The organism is Nitrosopumilaceae archaeon (genome assembly GCA_035631875.1).
Classification (GTDB): domain Archaea; phylum Thermoproteota; class Nitrososphaeria; order Nitrososphaerales; family Nitrosopumilaceae; genus TA-20.
The window spans coordinates 17708-33777 of record DASQHX010000009.1 but is presented as its reverse complement, the minus strand read 5'-3'; the positions used below and the strand labels follow the sequence as shown (position 1 = coordinate 33777).

The 16070-nt window shown below is 35.3% G+C and carries 23 protein-coding genes; 15 read left to right on the top strand and 8 right to left on the bottom strand.

Translation table 11 applies throughout. From position 1 onward, the window contains the following. Nucleotides 1-573, top strand: coding sequence for a 3-isopropylmalate dehydratase small subunit (gene leuD / locus VEU72_02230; GenBank protein ID HYL65952.1), 573 nt, complete (start codon nt 1-3; stop codon nt 571-573). Nucleotides 574-665: 92 nt separating this feature from the next. Here the strand turns inward: leuD and rpsI are convergent, their stop codons facing one another. The 4 genes from rpsI to VEU72_02210 are packed head-to-tail and all read right to left on the bottom strand — an operon-like array spanning nt 666 to nt 2597. Then, the gene (rpsI, locus tag VEU72_02225; protein ID HYL65951.1) at nt 666-1112 is read right to left on the bottom strand and encodes a 30S ribosomal protein S9; all 447 of its coding nucleotides are present in this window, start codon (nt 1110-1112) and stop codon (nt 666-668) included. Continuing rightward, nucleotides 1112-1582, bottom strand: coding sequence for a 50S ribosomal protein L13 (rplM, locus tag VEU72_02220; protein HYL65950.1), 471 nt, complete (start codon nt 1580-1582; stop codon nt 1112-1114). The genes rpsI and rplM overlap by 1 nt, the downstream gene beginning before the upstream one ends. Continuing rightward, entirely contained in the window at nt 1575-1922 is a 348-nt protein-coding gene (locus tag VEU72_02215) for a 50S ribosomal protein L18e (protein HYL65949.1), read from the bottom strand. The genes rplM and VEU72_02215 overlap by 8 nt, the downstream gene beginning before the upstream one ends. Before the next feature lie 39 nt (nt 1923-1961). Next, a complete protein-coding gene (locus VEU72_02210) occupies nt 1962-2597 on the bottom strand; it encodes a DNA-directed RNA polymerase subunit D (GenBank protein HYL65948.1) in 636 nt (211 codons plus the stop codon). 85 nt (nt 2598-2682) lie between these two features. Here VEU72_02210 and VEU72_02205 point away from each other — a divergent pair, with 85 nt between their 5' ends. From VEU72_02205 to VEU72_02170, 8 genes are read left to right on the top strand one after another with little or no spacing between them, the layout of a single operon-like run. Continuing rightward, on the top strand, nt 2683-3369 hold the full coding sequence (locus VEU72_02205) for a ribosome assembly factor SBDS (protein ID HYL65947.1): 687 nt from the start codon (nt 2683-2685) through the stop codon (nt 3367-3369). Next, complete coding sequence (rrp4, locus tag VEU72_02200) at nt 3369-4070, top strand: exosome complex RNA-binding protein Rrp4 (protein HYL65946.1); 702 nt, start codon at nt 3369-3371, stop codon at nt 4068-4070. Before VEU72_02205 ends, rrp4 begins: the two co-directional genes overlap by 1 nt. Next, nucleotides 4051-4764: an exosome complex exonuclease Rrp41 gene (gene rrp41, locus VEU72_02195; protein ID HYL65945.1), complete on the top strand. Its 714-nt coding sequence runs from the start codon at nt 4051-4053 to the stop codon at nt 4762-4764. The genes rrp4 and rrp41 overlap by 20 nt, the downstream gene beginning before the upstream one ends. Before the next feature lie 5 nt (nt 4765-4769). Continuing rightward, complete coding sequence (gene rrp42, locus VEU72_02190; protein ID HYL65944.1) at nt 4770-5576, top strand: exosome complex protein Rrp42; 807 nt, start codon at nt 4770-4772, stop codon at nt 5574-5576. A gap of 1 nt (nt 5577) precedes the next feature. Further along, nucleotides 5578-5793 (top strand): 50S ribosomal protein L37, encoded by a 216-nt coding sequence (locus VEU72_02185; protein ID HYL65943.1) that lies wholly within the window; start codon nt 5578-5580, stop codon nt 5791-5793. Then, nucleotides 5777-6022, top strand: a complete 246-nt coding sequence (locus VEU72_02180; GenBank protein ID HYL65942.1) for a KEOPS complex subunit Pcc1 — start codon at nt 5777-5779, stop codon at nt 6020-6022. The genes VEU72_02185 and VEU72_02180 overlap by 17 nt, the downstream gene beginning before the upstream one ends. 23 nt (nt 6023-6045) lie before the next feature. Beyond that, the gene (locus VEU72_02175) at nt 6046-6435 is read left to right on the top strand and encodes a prefoldin subunit beta (protein HYL65941.1); all 390 of its coding nucleotides are present in this window, start codon (nt 6046-6048) and stop codon (nt 6433-6435) included. A gap of 30 nt (nt 6436-6465) precedes the next feature. Next, nucleotides 6466-7152, top strand: a complete 687-nt coding sequence (locus VEU72_02170; GenBank protein HYL65940.1) for an ERCC4 domain-containing protein — start codon at nt 6466-6468, stop codon at nt 7150-7152. A gap of 83 nt (nt 7153-7235) precedes the next feature. Here VEU72_02170 and VEU72_02165 read toward each other — a convergent pair whose 3' ends face one another. Further along, nucleotides 7236-7703, bottom strand: coding sequence for a nucleotide-binding protein (locus VEU72_02165; GenBank protein HYL65939.1), 468 nt, complete (start codon nt 7701-7703; stop codon nt 7236-7238). Continuing rightward, a complete protein-coding gene (locus tag VEU72_02160) occupies nt 7693-8508 on the bottom strand; it encodes an NAD(+)/NADH kinase (protein ID HYL65938.1) in 816 nt (271 codons plus the stop codon). Before VEU72_02160 ends, VEU72_02165 begins: the two co-directional genes overlap by 11 nt. Nucleotides 8509-8598: 90 nt before the next feature. Here VEU72_02160 and VEU72_02155 point away from each other — a divergent pair, with 90 nt between their 5' ends. From VEU72_02155 to VEU72_02140, 4 genes are read left to right on the top strand one after another with little or no spacing between them, the layout of a single operon-like run. Beyond that, entirely contained in the window at nt 8599-9444 is an 846-nt protein-coding gene (locus tag VEU72_02155; GenBank protein HYL65937.1) for a sulfurtransferase, read from the top strand. Between the two features lie 3 nt (nt 9445-9447). Next, the gene (locus VEU72_02150; protein HYL65936.1) at nt 9448-9753 is read left to right on the top strand and encodes a hypothetical protein; all 306 of its coding nucleotides are present in this window, start codon (nt 9448-9450) and stop codon (nt 9751-9753) included. Between the two features lie 38 nt (nt 9754-9791). Further along, on the top strand, nt 9792-10748 hold the full coding sequence (locus VEU72_02145) for a 4Fe-4S binding protein (GenBank protein ID HYL65935.1): 957 nt from the start codon (nt 9792-9794) through the stop codon (nt 10746-10748). A gap of 58 nt (nt 10749-10806) precedes the next feature. Next, nucleotides 10807-12837, top strand: coding sequence for a cellulose synthase family protein (locus VEU72_02140; GenBank protein HYL65934.1), 2031 nt, complete (start codon nt 10807-10809; stop codon nt 12835-12837). Between the two features lie 2 nt (nt 12838-12839). Here VEU72_02140 and VEU72_02135 read toward each other — a convergent pair whose 3' ends face one another. Continuing rightward, nucleotides 12840-14105, bottom strand: a complete 1266-nt coding sequence (locus VEU72_02135) for a chemotaxis protein (protein HYL65933.1) — start codon at nt 14103-14105, stop codon at nt 12840-12842. A 247-nt stretch (nt 14106-14352) separates the two neighbouring features. Then, on the bottom strand, nt 14353-14733 hold the full coding sequence (msrB, locus tag VEU72_02130; GenBank protein HYL65932.1) for a peptide-methionine (R)-S-oxide reductase MsrB: 381 nt from the start codon (nt 14731-14733) through the stop codon (nt 14353-14355). Nucleotides 14734-14839: 106 nt separating this feature from the next. On the opposite strand from msrB, the gene htpX reads away from it, so the two are divergent. Further along, nucleotides 14840-15757 (top strand): zinc metalloprotease HtpX, encoded by a 918-nt coding sequence (htpX, locus tag VEU72_02125; protein HYL65931.1) that lies wholly within the window; start codon nt 14840-14842, stop codon nt 15755-15757. Nucleotides 15758-15890: 133 nt separating this feature from the next. Then, on the top strand, nt 15891-16043 hold the full coding sequence (locus tag VEU72_02120) for a hypothetical protein (GenBank protein ID HYL65930.1): 153 nt from the start codon (nt 15891-15893) through the stop codon (nt 16041-16043). The last annotated feature ends 27 nt before the right edge of the window (nt 16044-16070 follow it).

The window sequence follows — 16070 nt, the reverse complement described above, 5'->3', positions numbered from 1 at the left end:
ATGGAACGATTTAAAAAAATAAAAAGCATTGTTACACCTCTTGATAAGGTAAATGTAGATACTGATCAGATAATTCCAAAACAATTTTTAAAACTAGTGCAAAAAACTGGGTTTGGTCAGTATTTATTTTATGATTGGAGGTTTGAAAACGGAGATAAACCAAGAGAAGATTTTGTCTTAAATAATTCAAAATATTGTGATTCAAAGATATTGCTTACAAGAGACAACTTTGGTTGCGGTTCTAGTAGAGAACACGCTGCATGGGCTTTGCTTGATTATGGATTTAGGGTAATTATAGCTCCGTCTTTTGCAGATATATTTTATAATAATTGTTTTAAAAATGGAATTTTACCAATAAGGCTTGACTCTCAAAATGTAGAGAAATTATTCAATAATTCATCTGAGATTGAAGTTGATTTACTAAACCAAACCATAACTAATGATATTGTTATTCCTTTTGAAATAGAAAGTCACAGAAAAAAGACTCTGCTTGACGGACTAGATGATATTGCTGTCACTTTACAATACGAAGATAAAATAACTATGTATGAAAAATCTAAACCCAAACTTTAGGTCTTCATTTTATTGATTGCCTTTGGGAAATAATCAGTAAACAACTTACCACTTCTACCATGTATATAGGTCAAAATTACAGCTTTCAAATCTTACCTGTATGATTTCTGTTTTCTTCTTCTAGCACTAGGCCCACCAAACTTCTTGGGTTCTTTTCTCCTATCGTCACCGCTTAGAAGATGTTTATCAAAATCAGTAAGGCGTTTTTTAAGATCCTCGCGAATTGTTTTTGTAAATGGATGATCCTTTGGTTCTTTCTTTGATTTTGTCCAACCTGTCATTGCTCTTGATATGGCTACAGAAGATGCATAGGCTTGTCCCATAAAACCGCCACCGCTTACTCGCACGAAAAGATCAATTTTATCTCTCAAATCTCCAGCAACCTCTAATGGTGCAAGCATTATTTCTCTTGCAGTTTCTTGTTGAACTATTTCTACTGGAATATTGTTTACTCTAACCATGCCTGCTCCTTTTGCAATGTGAACATGTGCTCTTGCAGATTTTCTTGATGCAAAATAACTTTCTATTCTAGTAACCATTATTCATGCCATCCCACTAATTTTCCAAGATCTCCCATGCTGGTATAGTATGGAGAAGCTTTTCTAATCTTTGAATCTTCAAATTGTGTAGTTGTCATTGATTTAAGCTCATTTGGTACTCCCAAGTATGCTCTTAGTCTTTTGAATGCAGTTTTTCCTGATGGTTTTTTTGGTAACATACCCCTTACCATCTTGGTTATCATGGTATCTGGTCTTCTTGGATGAAATGGTCCAAACTTTGGATTATTAATACTTGCAATCTCTAAAAATTTCCTGTATGATTTTATGATAGCATCTCTGTCACCGCTTAACATGACATTCTCAGTGTTTACAATTGATACTCGATTTCCATCAATCAATAGTTTTGCTACATGTGAACACAGTCTTCCTGCAATCATGTTTGTTCCATCCACTATGATGTTCTGAATTTGTTTGACTTCAGTCTTTGTATGGGTTTGTTGTTTAGCCAATTATTATCACTCCTTTTCCTGTTGGATAGATTTTTATTAGATCAGTAAAGTTGAGAATCTTTCCACCAGAGTCTAGAATCTTTTTGGCGCCAGATGTAGAAATTGAAAATGAACAAAGTGTTATTTTATGTGAAAGGTAACCCGTTCCAAGTACTTTTCCTGGAACAACAATTATGTCATTGTCTTTTACAAATTTATCTATTTGACCAATATTGATTGTTCTTCTAGCGCTAGATGGTTTGAGTGCAAGTTCTGCTAATCTTGACCATATTGGCGCATTGTTTTTCTTTGATGCCCCTTTGAGTTCCTTTGCCATTTGCATTACAACTTGATTGGTCATTTGTAATATTGCCTTTTTTAACCCAAATATAATGCATGCTCAGCCAAGGGTAGAAATTACTTGTTTGAAGCTATCTAGTCTTTTTGCAAGCTCCTCTATTCCAGCTGAAACTATTTGAGCTGGCGTTAGTGCGCCTGTTGTTTCTATAGTTAAGATGTGATCCTCAGGATTCCCAGTTTCTGTTAATACTGAAACTGTAGCAGAATTCCATTTTGCATGTTCCGTACCTCTTCCTAATCTTGCATATGCTTCAAGTTTTAATTTTTGATTTGGTGCAAGTTCAATAATTGGAATTTTATCACTAACTGGTTTTACAACTTCATCTTCCGAGGTAAGCTCAGCTGATGTAACAGTTCTTGTAGTATCTGCAGAACCTGCATCGATCATTAACATCACTCTACAACGAGAACAACCAACTTCACTATGACAGTCACAATTTGATGCTTCAACAAACCTTGTTAGGTCTGTCCTTATTGGAGTCATTGCAAGTCTATGGGCTACACCCTCATCTGCAAGGACAGAAGAATTTTCAATTATCACTACATCGTCGATAGCAAAAACAGGCACTCCAGTTAGGCAAATTCTTCTTAATGCGTTGGCGTATTGTAATGGGACATTCTTTAATTTAACAACAATCTTTCGTTCATTTTGCTCAATAATCTCTAAAGAAGTCAAACCTTAGAGAAAACAATCGTTAGTCCAAATAAAAATCTAGCGAGTTTTTCCGTATAGATAAATACCAAAGTTAAATATCACAATTATGGACAAGCCATCCGTAGTCAGATTTGCAGTTGAAGGAGAAAAATTCGAGATTCTTGTAAAGCCAGATCCAGCACTCGATTTCAAGTTAGGAAAAAAGAAAGATATTTCATCTATAATGATCTCTGAGGAGATTTATTCAGATTCTAATAAGGGCACACGAGCATCTACTGAAAAATTGATGAAAGCATTTAAGACAATAGATCAAGCTACAATTGCAACTATAATTCTTCAAAAAGGTGATCTTAACCTAACAACAGATCAAAGAAGAAAGATGGTTTCAGAAAAACGTAAACAAATTGTAGAGTTTATTGCCAAAAACTTTGTCGATCCTAGATCCCATCTCCCCCATCCGCCGCTTCGGATAGAGCAAGCTATGGATGATGCACGAGTCTCAGTTGATCCATTTAAAAATGTAGACGAACAAACAAAAGATATTGTTGAACAACTGCGTTCCATAATACCATTAAAATCAGAAAACATGCTTCTTGAAATTCTTGTACCCGCACAGTTTGCTGCACAATCTTATTCCGTTTTAAAATCTGTAGGGTCTTTAAAAAAAGAAGAATGGCAAGCTAATGGCTCTCTTAAAGTAATACTAGATATACCGGCTGCAGCAAGGGCAAATGTGATAGATAGATTGGGATCAATAACAAAAGGTTCTGCTTCTGTTGAGGTCGCGAAATGATGGAAACAAAAAGAAGATACGTAATTCCTGGCGACGTTATAACAACTGGACCCTTTAGACCGGAACAAAATGTCTACCAAGAAGGAGATCGAATTATTTCTACAAGTGTGGGTATTTCTGAAATTTTTGATAATGCGGTACGCGTCATTCCACTTACAGGAATATACATGCCAAAAACAAATGACTTGATTATAGGCAAAGTAGTAGGACATTCATCATTATCATGGGAGTTTGATATTAACTCATGTTTTGTAGGATTTTTACCAGCCCAAGATGTTTTTGGTAGAGACTATTCTCCAACCAAAGATGAACTTAAAGAAAGACTTGACAAAGGGGACTTGGTTGCAGCACGAATTGCTAATTTTGATAGATCGCGTGATCCTTTGCTTACTGTACAGGATAGGGATCTTGGAAAAATTGAATCAGGAGAGCTAATCGAGATTTCTCCAAGCAAGGTTCCAAGACTTATTGGAAAACGAGGCTCTATGATCCAAACAATTGAGATGGCCACAAAAGCAATGATTACAATTGGACAAAATGGATGGATAGTAGTTTCATCTGAAGATCCAGATGGATTATTAAAGGCAATAGAAGCAATCAGAATGGTTGATGCCCAGGCACATATGCCGAACTTGACTGAAAGAGTCAAATCCATGCTTGGGGTAGAACTTGGTGATAATAATGACACAATTAATGAATGAAAATGGAATTAGATGTGACGGAAGAAGAGTAGATCAATTAAGAAATATATCTATCAAAGTGGGAGTTTTAAAAAATGCAGATGGCTCTGCATATATAGAGTTTGGTAAAAACAAAATTCTTGCTGGTGTTTTTGGACCTCGTGATGTTCATCCAAAACACATGGCAAATCAAGACTCTGGAATTCTGCGTTGTCGATATCACATGTCTCCTTTCTCTGTCACAGAAAGAAAGAATCCAGCTCCTTCAAGAAGAGAAATAGAGATCTCCAAAGTAATCAAAGAGGCATTATTGCCTGCCGTAATACTAAAGGACTTTCCTAGAACCGTAGTAGATGTTTTCATTGAAGTGCTTCAGGCTGATGGAGGTACCAGATGCGCTGCATTGGATGCAGCGTCTATTGCTTTAGCAGATGCAGGAATACCTATGCGTGATCTGGTTTCTGCGTGTGCGGCAGGAAAAGTAGCTGATCAAATAGTTTTGGATATTAACAATGAAGAAGATCAAGAAGGGCAAGCTGATATGCCAATTGCGTATATGCCAAATCTTGAAAAAATCACTCTAATGCAACTTGATGGAATCTTATCTCCATCTGAGTATCAAAAATGTGTTCAAACTGGAATAAATGGTTGTAAACTAGTTTATGAAATGCAAAGAAAAGCATTAATGGACAAATACTTTACAAACGAGACATAATAGACATGGCTAATTCAGTTATACTTGCACAATTAAAACGTGAACAAATCTTAGAACTCCTAAAAGAAGGAAAAAGACTTGATGGTAGAAGTCTTGAAGATCAACGACCTCTCTCAATTGATGTTGGAGTAATTCCAAAGGCAAACGGTTCTGCAAGAGTAAGGCTTGGAGATACCGAGATTGTCACAGGAGTAAAGATTCAACCAGATAAACCGTTTCCAGATCTTGGTGATAAAGGAATACTGATATGCACTGCAGAAATTCTTCCACTTGCAGATCCCAATGCAGAACCAGGCCCACCCTCTGAAGAAGTAATAGAACTGGCAAGAGTTGTTGATCGAGGAATCAGGGAAACTGAAATGCTTGATTTACACCAATTGGTTCTTATCGAGAACAAATCAGTAATTGGAATTTTTATCGACAGTAGTGTAACAGACGCAGACGGAAATCTCTTTGATGCATGTTCATATGCTTCCGTTGCAGCTCTTTTATCATGCACTGTTCCAAAATATGAAATCCAAAATGATGTTCCAGTTCTAGTAGAAAGCATAACTTCAAAACCGCCTGTAAAAACAATTCCAGTATCTGTTACAATGGCAAGAATTGGGGATCATATTATAGTAGACCCGTCATCAGATGAAGAAGCTTGTATGGATGCAAGATTGACAATTACAACAAATACCGAGGGAAACATTTGCGCAATCCAAAAAGGAGGAATTGATGGCTTTACCTTGGAACAAGTTATAAGATGCTCAGAAATTGCTCTTTCTGTGGGAACAAAAGTAAGGAAGCAACTTGAGAAACTGATGTAAAATGGTTAAAAGTAAAAGCTCTTCATTAAAGGGACTTGGTGCAAAGTATGGTTTAAAACCACGCAAAAAATTTACTGCAGTACACAGGCTTTTGAAAGCAAAACGAAGATGTGTTGAATGCGGTTCTACCAAATTTGGAAGAGTTGCAGTAGGGATATGGGCCTGCAAAAAATGCGGATTTAAAATAGCAGGAATGGCATATGATGTTGAGGTATAATGCCAAAATAGAAATTTTTGCTAAAGAAAAAACAAAATCCATTTTTGACTCGATTCAAATAGACAATAAATTTTCCGCTGAAACTCCCACAAAAACAACAACATCTTTTGATAAAAAAATCACAATCTTAATTGACGCACAAGAACTTTCACATTTGCGTGCAAATTTGAATTCAACGTTACGTCTTGTACAAGCAAGCAACGATTCTATCGAATCGGTAAAAATATAAACAAATCAATTCGTGAATCTAATATGTCTTCTGGCGAGCAACAAATTCCACCATGGTTACAAGAACAAGTTGGAAGATTACAACAACTACAACAAAACCTCCAATCCATAATGGGACAAAAACAACACTTGGAGATGGAGCAACTTGAGACAGAAAGAGCACTTGAAATTCTCAAAAAAGCAGGTGATAATGATGCTGTTTTCAAAAACGCAGGTTCCATACTAATAAAATCAACAAAAGCAAGTCTTATTGCAGAATTAGAGGAAAAAAAGGAACTTGCTAACACTCGTATCACGGTATTATCAAAACAAGAAACACGTGTTAAAGAAAATCTCAAGGAAGCAGAGATTAAGATAAAAGAAATGCTTCGTGGACCATCTGAAGGTCAACCAAAAACTGACACTCCCAAATAAAATATTAACAAACTCTGTAAATGTTATATAATGAAGATAAATGACCTGCGAATGATAATTGATGAAAGGGAAAAGAAAAGCGGAATCCCTGATCTTCTCAGAGCAGTTGGAGTAAACATTGAACTCAAAAATCTACCAGTGGGTGATTATATTGTAGCCCCAGAAACCATAGTGGAAAGAAAAAGTATCCAGGATTTTATCTCATCTGTTTTTGATGGAAGACTATTTGATCAATGTAACAGACTAAAAGAACACTTTGAGTATCCAGTTATTTTGATGGAAGGTAACGTGGATCAAATTGACGATCTCACTGAAAACCCTCTTGTTTTCTATGGTGCAATCTCGTCAGTTGTCTTAGATTTTAAGATTCCAATTATTCCCACACCAAGTGCGTCACATACAGCAAAACTTTTGATAGCTATGTGTACAAGACAGGAAAATAAAAAGGGCCCATTTTTAAAAAAAATAAAAAAATCAGATGATTTACAAAAACAGCAACTATCTGTTCTTTGTAGTCTGCCAGGAGTAGGAGAAAAATTAGCAACTCGAATGCTGGAAAGATTTGGTTCGCCAACTAATACACTAAATGCATCTTATACCGAGCTCTCAAAAATCAAAGGTGTGGGGGAATCAAGAGCTCAAAAAATAAGAAAAATGCTTGATGCAGAAAACAAATCAAAGAAAAAAGTAGACCAAAAAACATTACATGATGTCTAATACATATTCCAATATTTTTGTAAACGAATGAAATTATTGTTTCACTCTAATCTTTACTGTTGGGCTAGAGACTTACTCTTGGCTTATCTACGACTAAGATTATTTCCACAAATAGGACACCGTGATATCTTTGAAAAGATTTTTTCACATCCGGGACAAAAATAAACCCAATCCTTTACCTCTGTAATGCCTTTGGTCATGACGGGAATGACTTTAAGGTTGAGCTGTTTGGCAGTATTTGATATTGCATAATCATCAGTAATTAGCTCTCCTTCTATCTGCAAACACAATGCAATCACAGAGATGTCTCCTTTGGAAAGATTTTGAAAATCTCCTACTTCTCTTGCTTTTATCAACACTTTTGTAATGTGTTCCTTTTCAGGATTGATAATCTCTAATCTTTTTGTTTCAACCAGTACATTTAATGCATCATGATTTTTCTTGATGTGTTTTATCTCATCAAAAACAATTTGTGTTGTATAGCTTTTCTCTTGTGAAGCAAAAGGAATACCTGCATAAAAAGCACTGGCATCTAAAATTCTAGAAACCAAGCTTGCTCATCTGTCTTAGACCACGCTTTTTGATTCTTACAAATACTGCTTGTTTTTTGTATTTTTTTATTGTTATGACATCATCATATCTTGCAGGTTTTATCACTTGAGCATCCATGATAATGTTAGAATCATGAGAACTAAGTATCTCTATTTTTTCATCTGGAACAACTAGTGATGGTAATTTGTTCACTGGTGCAACTGGCGTAATTATCAATACATCCAAACTTTCATGCAATATTGGACCACCAAGAGAATAGGAATGTCCTGTAGACCCACTAGGTGTTGCAATTATGACGCCATCCATTTTTTGTGTAACGGTATCATTTTGAAATCTAATTTCAAAAAGTGAGGTCTTTGTAAGATTCTGCCTGTTTATGAAGATCTCATTTAGGGCAGGTGGAAAGTCTTGGCCATTACATGATGCAACAACTCTAATTCGTTTATCAAGAAAAATATTATCTGAAAGTATTTGGTTTATGGCAGTATCGATCTCATGTAATGTAATTTCAGATAATATACCTCGGTTTCCTCCTACGTTTATAGCCAAATTTGGAACTTCATTTTCTAAATATCTAAAAGTACGTAAAGTTGTACCATCGCCACCAAGAGTTATGGTCAAGTCAAGCTTCGCATCCTTTAGTTCTTCTAAATCAGCTACTTTTTTTGCACCTTCTACTTCTACTGGAGAAATAGTAAAAACTTGAGATTTTTTTGCAAGCAGCTTCTTTGCTACTTTTTTGGCAGCATCTTCTGATTCTTTTGAACCGACCTTGCTTACTACAGCTACTCTGTTGATATTCAAGCGGAAAGTGGTATTCTAATTTCACATAAAAAGCATCTGATGAGGATATAAAATATAAGGACCGCTAATGGTAATTCATTTGAGAAGAAAATGAGTTATGCAAATCCAAATGTTTTAACAGATACTGAATGGGTCACAAAAAATATCTCAAATAAAACGATTAACATTGTAGAAGTGGACTATGATCCAGAAAATGGATACAGACAAGGCCATATTCAAGGTGCCAGTCTGATATGGTGGAAACGTGACATTAATGATCCAATAAGAAGAGACATCATAAATAAAACCCAATTTGAAGACCTTATGGCAAAAAATGGTATTACTCCAGAATCAGAAGTTATCTTATATGGTGATTTTAATAATTGGTTTGCAGCCTTTGTATTTTGGATTTTCAAGTATTATGGACACAAAAATGTTAAACTAATGAATGGTGGTCGAAAAAAATGGGAATTAGAAAAGAAACCATATACAAAAGATGAACCACACATTCAAAAAACAAAATATGTGTCGCTTCCACCTGATGAAGGATTGCGAGCATATCTGTTTGATGTTAGACGAGCAATTGATAGACAGGATAATGTATTGGTTGACGTACGATCTCCAAAAGAGTTTACTGGAGAGATAACTGCCCCACCAGAATATCCAATGGAACATGCACAAAGAGGCGGTCACATTCCTAAAGCAAATAATATTCCTTGGGCTACTGCAGTCAACGATGCAGATGGTACTTTTAAATCTGTAAACGATCTAAAACAGATCTACGAATCAAAAGGTGTAACGCCAGACAAGGATGTGATATGCTATTGTAGAATTGGAGAAAGATCTTCTCACTCCTGGTTTGTTCTCAAATATCTGCTAGGATACCCCCAAGTGAGAAACTATGATGGTTCATGGACTGAATGGGGTAACATGATCGGAAATCCAGTTGAAAAGTAAGAATTGAGCAAAGAACTTCCATTACTAAAGAAGGGGATTTTCTATTTCATACGAGACGGTGATGATTCTATTATTATGGAGGATAAAACAAAAGGTGGTCTTACAGTGCAGGAACGATCAATTGATGAAAAATATAATGTAGAGGCAGAAAAAGGTATGATCTATGATATGGATGGAATCGGTCACAAAGTAGGAATTCGTTGGTTCTTTCCAAAGAAATATTATGCTTTTGACAAGGTACTTTCATTTGCACAAGAAATGGAACAGAGATACAGGAAGATAAGGGAAGAAACCTGTCCTGACTATTAAGAAGCATTTTTAAAGACTTTTGAAAATAATACCAATAGATGTCTCTTCTGTTAAAAGACAAAGTCTACACTATACAATCTACTATTGCTAAACGAGGTATCTATCCATTACACAGCTACAAACTAGGTCTTTACAGATTACCAATAAAACTAGAAGATCAATATGAAATTGATTCTATTGTTATTGGCTTGAAGAAAACATTTGTGATGGATGCATTTGCTGATAGGGTGTATGCAACATATTATTGGAAGGAAGAGAACATGCCAGATCCAGACGCATCAGGTTACAAACAGATAGAACTTCAAATCCAAGTAGAAGTTGTTACAGGAGAAGTTGTAGATATGATCTATCAAATTTATCCAGTTGAAAAATATGGTGATGCTCTTTGGGTAAAAGATTATAGAAAAAAGGCAGACACCAATGCAAAAATGATTATCGATACTATATTGCGTAATACAATTCTCGCAGATAAAATGATAGAACATTTGGTTCAGACAAAGAAACTTTCTCAAGAAGAGGCCTTGAAAGAATTGGACGAGATGACCCCTCTTGCACAAATTGTACCAAACGCAAAACCAAAACCAAAACCAGCTTCACCACCTCCAGGACAAGCTGTACAAACAGAAGCAGAGCCAGAGGTTAGTAGTGGAGCAAAGCCTGGTCCAATTGATGTTGGATTTAAGACAAAGCTAAAGGTAAGTGAGATATTTACTGCAACTTCTAGTGGAAATAAAATTAAGATCTTTGGTACAAGGAAGGGCAATGAGGTGTTAGGCATCTGGGGTGAGTATGTTTCTGTTGATTTTGATATTTGTATTGGCGACGGAGCTTGCATTGATGCATGTCCAGTAAAGGTGTACGAATGGGCTGAATTTCCTGGAAATCAATCTTCAGAGAAAAAACCCCTGATGTCAAGAGAACCAGATTGTATATTTTGTCTTGCTTGTGAAAACGTATGTCCTGTACAAGCTATAAAAATATCAAAGAAAGGATAGTGCCTTCCTATCCATACAACTATAAATACAATTTTTAGTTTCTTAGAGTAGAGGGTCTATGTTAATGCATACCTTCCCAAACCCATTAACAGAATTTCTGTTCAGTGTGTTCATAGGGATTGCCATTTTGATTACGTTCTACACATGTAATTTCTATTATCTTGTTTTTCTTTCAAAACAAAAACCCAAATCACAAAAAACTGATCTAACTGATACACCCACAGTTACAATCCAACTACCTATTTACAATGAAAGATATGTTGCAGCAAGACTTGTTAATGCAGTATGTGCTATGGATTATCCAAAAGAAAAAATGAATATCCAAGTACTGGATGATTCAGATGATGATACTTATGATATTTTAGAAGATCTTGTTGTGGATTATCAAAAAAAAGGATTCGATATTTCACATATACGAAGAGAAAAAAGAAATGGTTACAAAGCTGGTGCACTTCGAAACGCAATGAAGTATGTCAAAGGAAGTCTTGTAGCAATATTTGATGCTGATTTTATTCCACCTTCTTGGTTTTTGAAAAAAGCAATACCTTATTTTTGTGAGCCCGAAATAGGCTTTGTTCAATGTAGATGGGGTCATGTAAACGAGGCCTACTCTGCACTTACAAAAGCACAGGCCCTAAGCTTAGATTTTCATTTTCTTATAGAACAAAGAGCAAAGAGTAACTCACATCTTTTCATGAATTTCAATGGTACTGCAGGAATTTGGAGAAAAGAATGTATTGATGATTCTGGTGGGTGGCACACTGCAACACTTGTTGAAGATTTAGATCTAAGCTATCGTGCTCAAATGAAGGGATGGAAGTGTGTCTTTTTGCCTGAAATTGTTGTAGATGCCGAGCTTCCAGTGCAGATGAATGCAGCAAAAAGACAGCAGTTTAGATGGGCAAAAGGCTCTATGCAATGTGCAATTAAATTACTTGGAGATATTGTAATTAAAAAAATTCCAATTGATACAAAAATTCAAGCATTTGTTCAATTAACCAGACACATCGTTCATCCTCTAATGCTCGTACAATTTCTTATAATGCCTATACTTTTGGCAGCAAAAATTAACATCTACATTGTCAGTACACTTCCATTGCTTACAATTGCTGCATATTTTGCCATAGGACCTCTAGGATATCTCATGATAATACGTGACTTGTGGGGGAGTAGCTGGAAATCAAAAGCACTAGCATATCTTTATCTCATAATTTATTCTGCTGGCATGTCAGTAAACAACACTGTAGCTGTTTTTGATGCCTTATTTGGAAAGAAAAATGAATTTTTACGAACTCCAAAATATGGTATTATAAACAAGACAGATGACTGGAGAGACAAGGCCTACAACTTGCCTTTTACAAAAACTACCTTGCTTGAGATATTTTTTGGCATTTATGGAATCATTGCAATCTTTGTAGCAATTTATTCAAACAATCCTGTATTCGTACCAATACTTGGCATTCAAGCATTAGGATTCTTCTACATATCCTATCTTAGCATATCACATTCAACATTTAAAAAGAGTAAATCGCAAAAACTACACAAGGTAACAAAGGCAGAGAAAATGGCAAATGGATACTATAAACTTGCAATGATTGGGATTATGGGATTTATCATATTTGGCGTAGTGGTTGCATTTGAGGGATACAAGAATGCCGTTTATCCTCTTGAGGAATCAAGAGGAATTTTGTACAGAATTCAAGCAACATCCGATCCGCAACTGTTATTGACAGAAATTAGAACTCTTAAAGTGCTCTTACCAAAAGATGGTAACCCAGTTTGGATATTTCCAACAGACGAAACTGACTTTGGTTTAATTCAAAAAGACCTTGATAATATGATCTCTACAGTAGATAAGATATCTACTTCGTCACAAAACATCTCTGATTATAGTACTGGAATGGTTAACATACATTTTCAAGCTCAGGCAGTTGATGCTAGTTTGCTTGACGCTATTCCATACATGTATGTAAGCTTCTCAAACGTTGTATTTAGCTCTGTATGGATTGCTGCAATCATAGGAATTTTTGCTTTAATGAAACGAAAGAAAGAGCGTCTAAAAGGCTACGAAATGGCTGATGACATTTAGAATTATTGGATATTAAACTCGTGTCTTACTTCATCAACTGCACGAATTCCAAATAAATCCCTGATCTGTTCTAATTTCAAAGATTCTTTTACAAGATCAGATCCTAACTGAGAAATCAAAAGTCTAAACACATCAGTAAATCTAATTTCCCACCTATCTGCACAATCCAGTATTTTTGCCACAGACCACTGTTTTACTTCTTGTGGGAGTGGCATTTTCTTTTCAGATTCAATAGAAAGTCTATCAAATAAATTTACCATATCTACTGTTTGATTAATCATTTTTTCAAGATCATCCAGAGTTCCATATTTTGATTCTGAGTGCATACGTACATTTGACTGGAACTCTGATAGACGCAATAACCCTATTACTTCACGTGATGTATTCTGGGATGTCTTGTGGGTAATGTTACGAATATCTTGTAGTTCATTATAGATTTCATTCGTTTTTTTATGAAATTCTGATGTTGAGGCTACATTACTGTTTAACATTTCTGTCAAGTCAGCCATTTTTTCATCTATTTGCCTTGTCTTTCCAAGTATGTTTTCTCTAAAATTAACAAATTCTATTCCTACATTTCTAATGTCTCCTCCCAAAGCAGCAAGAGAATCTGTCTTTCTAACTAATGAACCAAGCTCTATTCCCACATCTCTTATATCAGAATTCAAATTGAGAAGAGGTTCTGTTTTTGAGACTACTGAATCTATGTTTACTTTCAAGTTTACAATGTTTTCTTCTAGACGTGACACGTTTTCTGTTTTTATTGCTACCTGTTTAATTTCATCTCTTATTTTTTCTGTTTTTTCAGCTACATTCATTATCATTTTTGTATTGTTACGAATTGAATCAAGGCTGTCAGCAACATTTTGCATTAATTTATTAACGTCAGGTATTGATTCTTGTTTTTCACGTATCTTGTTGACTTGATCTTGAAGTTTGTTTGTCTGTTCATTTACTTTGGATATTAAATTGGAATGAGCTTTTACTTGACTTAATCCGGTGAACAATTTTTGTGTATCTTCTTCTAAAATATTTACTTGCCTTGAATATCGTTGAATTTGTTCTAACGATGAGCCAACCGCATCTATCATGGTTTTTAACGAAATGAGTATCTTTTGATTCTCCGCAAAAATTTTTGACATTGATTTTACTTCTGTAGCCAAAGTCTTTGTAGCATCAGAAATGGAACTCATTTTTTTTAAAACATCTGAACTTGAATCTTTTTTTTCAACATTCGATGATCCTTTGCGGCTAGAATGTTTTGTCACTTTACAATAGAACAAGACCAGCCGATAAAAAAGTTCGTTTTTAATGATGACTTTTGAAGAAAAAAGAACTAGAATTAGTTGTTTACTAATTCTGGATCATGAAGTACTTCATGGAATGTTTTTTGAACTAAACCAGTAGCTGTTTCGATAAACTGTTTGGGACAGTATTCGCAGGTTAACATGATATACCGTACTGTACGGTACTATTAATACTAGGGTAATTTTGAAATGACCTTCAGAAAATTGCTTAACGCTTCTCAAGTTTGAGTGAAGCTGAATTGATACAATACCTTTGATTTGTAGGTAATGGTCCATCGTCAAAAACATGACCTAGATGAGCATCACAATTTTTGCACATTACCTCTGTTCTTAACATACCATAGCTAATGTCTGTCTCATTTTTCACGTTGTTTTTGATGGGTTCCCAAAAGCTAGGCCATCCTGTACCTGAATCAAACTTTGTATCAGAACTAAACAGATCTATTCCACAACAAACACATTTGTAAATTCCTCTTTCCTTACAATTATTGTATTCTCCAGAAAATGGAGGTTCTGTGCCTTTATTTCTACAGATTTCGAATTGTTCTGGCGTAAGTGTCTTTTTCCAATCACTGCCTAGTTTTTCCATTATATATTAAGAATATAAATTTAGATATTAATCTTTGATTTCAGAGAATTTGCTTGCTGAAAATTGAATCGGACGAATTATAAATCGATGAAATCTCCTTTTCATCGTGCACAAAACTGACATTCAATTAACGTTACGTATGACATTTAGTTTTCTAGTTCTGGCAATAATTTATCTTGCGTTTCTTAGCTTCATATCGCTATATTTTGGATTAGGAATATTGCCGATGGCAGTTATTGCTGGTCTGATGATCGGAGCTCAATGGTATTTTTCAGATAGGATAGTTCTTTGGAGTACTGGCACTAAACTAGTAACAAAAGATGAATATCCTATTTTACATGAAATTGTTGAAAGACTTGTTGTAAAAGCAAATATTCCAAAACCACGAATAGGCGTAGTAAATATGGAAGTGGCAAATTCATTTGCCACAGGAAAAGGCCCAAAAAGTTCAGTAGTTGTGGTAACTACCGGTCTCATGAGAATTTTAGAAAAAGATGAACTAGAGGGAGTACTATCACATGAGCTTACTCATATCAAACATAGAGATGTTACGGTTATCACTCTGGCAAGTTTATTTTCTACTATTGCATGGTTTGTCATGCAATCTTCTATGTTTGGTGCAATGTGGGGTGGATATGGATATGGTTCTGGAGGAAGACAACAACAAGGGGGAGGAGTATTCTTGGTTTTGATTGTAGCAGCAGTTGTATGGTTTCTAAGTTTTATAATAATACGTGCCATATCCAGATACCGAGAATTTGCCGCAGATAGTGGCGGTGCATATATGACAGGCCAACCTCTGTTTCTCTCAAGAGCACTAATGAAAATAAGCGGTGAGGTAAAAGTAGCTCCAAAACCAGAATTAAAACGAATTGAGGGAATGAATGCATTTTTCATAATTCCAGCCATGTCAGGTCAGACTATAGCGAGATTTTTTGCAACACATCCTCCAGTTGAAGAAAGAGTAAAGCGTTTAATGGAAATTGAGGCTGAACTTCGTAATTCTGACAAGGTTGACTCATGATTCGTGCATAAGAATTTCATCAAAAAGAGTTTTTTTAAATATGAAATATTTAACAAAGTGTATAATAAGCTAATTTTTTTATAAAATTAATATAAAACAGCTAATTATTATATGACTTTACCGTATATGGAGTATGTCAGAAGCTGGTTGGCAGACATATGCCGCAGCAGCAGGCGCACTTGCAATCACTATTGCAATCTACTTTGCAGAACGTGCCTATAGGTACAAACGAATGAAAGAGAACAAACATGTTGGTACCTATGGATTCAATTTCGAAAAAGAGTAAACACAAAACCATCATTAAACTTCGGAT